The sequence below is a fragment of the Micromonospora sp. NPDC049497 genome (genome assembly GCF_044465805.1).
Lineage (GTDB): Bacteria > Actinomycetota > Actinomycetes > Mycobacteriales > Micromonosporaceae > Micromonospora.
Genome location: NZ_JBITMC010000044.1, coordinates 1 through 2,063 on the forward strand (window position 1 = coordinate 1; position 2,063 = coordinate 2,063).

Consider the following 2,063-nt stretch of genomic DNA (forward strand, 5'->3'; position numbering starts at 1 on the left):
GCGGGGTCGTTGACGGTGGCGTCGTGTACGACGATGTCCCCGGCGGGGGTGGAGGTGGTGTCCTGGACTTCCAGGCCGAAGCCGCCGGGTGGGTGGACGACGCAGAACTGGCCGTCGGAGCCGAACGTGATCGGTTGGCCGTGTTCCAGGCGGATGAGGTGGTCGTCGCGGGTGCCGGGGTCTTTGAGTTGGTCGAAGGCGCCGTCGTTGAAGATGTTGCAGTTCTGGTAGATCTCCACGAACGCCGACCCGTGGTGCTCGGCTGCTGCTCGTAGCACCGATTGGAGGTGTTTGCGGTCGGAGTCGATGGTGCGGGCGACGAAGGTGGCTTCCGCGCCGAGGGCCAGTGACAGCGGGTTGAACGGGGCGTCGGCGGAGCCGACGGGGGTCGACTTGGTGATCTTGCCGACTTCGGAGGTGGGTGAGTACTGGCCCTTGGTCAGGCCGTAGATCCGGTTGTTGAACAGCAGGATTTTGAGGTTGACGTTGCGGCGCAGGGCGTGGATGAGGTGGTTGCCGCCGATGGACAGGGCGTCGCCGTCGCCGGTGACGACCCAGACGGACAGGTCCGGGCGGGTGGCTGACAGGCCGGTGGCGATGGCGGGGGCGCGGCCGTGGATGGAGTGCATCCCGTAGGTGTTCATGTAGTACGGGAAGCGGGAGGAGCAGCCGATCCCGGAGATGAACACGGTGCGTTCGCGGGGGATGTTCAGCTCCGGCATGAACTGCTGCACGGCGGCGAGGATGGCGTAGTCACCGCAGCCGGGGCACCACCGGACTTCCTGGTCGGACTTGAAGTCCTTGGCGGTGAGCTTCAGGGCGACGGGTTCAGACATTCTTCAGGACCTCTTCCAGCATCGTCTCCAGCTCGGCGGCGGTGAACGGCAGGCCGCGGACCTGGTTGTAGCCGATCGCGTCGACCAGGTAGCGGCCTCGGATGACCTGGGCGAGCTGGCCGAGGTTCATCTCGCAGATGACCACCCGGTCGTAGGCGGCCAGGACCTGCCCGAGGTTCGCCGGCATCGGGGCGAGGTGCCGCAGGTGGGCCTGGGCGATGGACAGCCCCCGCTGGCGCAGGCCCCGGCACGCCGCGCCGATCGGCCCGTAGGTGGACCCCCAACCCAGCACGAGGACCCGGGCGTCGCCGTCGGGGTCCTCGACCTCCACCTCCGGGACCGGGATCGACTCGATGCGGGCCGCCCGGGTGCGGACCATGAAGTCGTGGTTGCCCGGGTCGTAGGAGATGTCGCCGGTCTTGTCGGCCTTCTCCAGCCCACCGATGCGGTGCTCCAGACCGGGGGTGCCGGGGATGGCCCACGGCCGGGCCAACGTTTCCGGGTCCCGCAGGTACGGCAGGAAGGTGGTGCCGTCCTCGCCGTTGGGCGCCGAGGCGAACTCCACCCGCAGGTCGGGCAGGGACTCGACATCCGGTAGCAGCCACGGCTCGGAGCCGTTGGCGACGTAGTTGTCCGACAGCAGGATCACCGGGGTGCGGTAGGTCACCGCGATCCGCGCCGCCTCCAACGCCGCGTCGAAGCAGTCCGCCGGTGACTTCGGCGCGATCACCGCCACCGGCGCCTCACCGTGCCGACCGAACAGGGCCATGTTCAGATCAGCCTGCTCGGTCTTGGTCGGCATACCCGTCGACGGACCGGCCCGCTGCACATCCACGATGACCAGCGGCAGCTCCAACGCCACCGCCAGGGAGATCGTCTCGCTCTTCAACGCCACACCCGGACCACTGGTCGTGGTCACACCCAACGCCCCACCGTAGGAGGCACCCAAAGCCGCCCCGACCGCGGCGATCTCGTCCTCGGCCTGCATGGTCAGCACACCCAACCGCTTGTGCTTGGACAACTCGTGCAGAATGTCCGACGCCGGCGTGATCGGGTACGCCCCCAAAAAGACCGGCAACCCGGACCGGACACCGGCGGCCACCAAACCCAGCGACAGGGCCGCGTTACCGGTGATGTTGCGGTACGTGCCCGCCGGCATCTTCGCCGGCTTCACCTCGTACCGGACCGCGAAATCCTCGGTGGTCTCCCCGAAGTTCCAACCGGCCC

At 68.3% G+C, this 2,063-nt stretch carries 2 protein-coding genes; both read right to left on the reverse strand.

Going from position 1 to position 2,063, the window contains the following annotated elements; translation table 11 throughout:
* Nucleotides 1-836: 2-oxoacid:ferredoxin oxidoreductase subunit beta (locus ACIBR0_RS28690; protein ID WP_396720856.1), on the reverse strand; the 836-nt coding region annotated here is incomplete at its 3' end.
* The coding region (locus ACIBR0_RS28695; RefSeq protein WP_396720859.1) for a 2-oxoacid:acceptor oxidoreductase subunit alpha at nt 829-2,063 on the reverse strand (1,235 nt) is incomplete at its 5' end. The genes ACIBR0_RS28690 and ACIBR0_RS28695, both read right to left, overlap by 8 nt.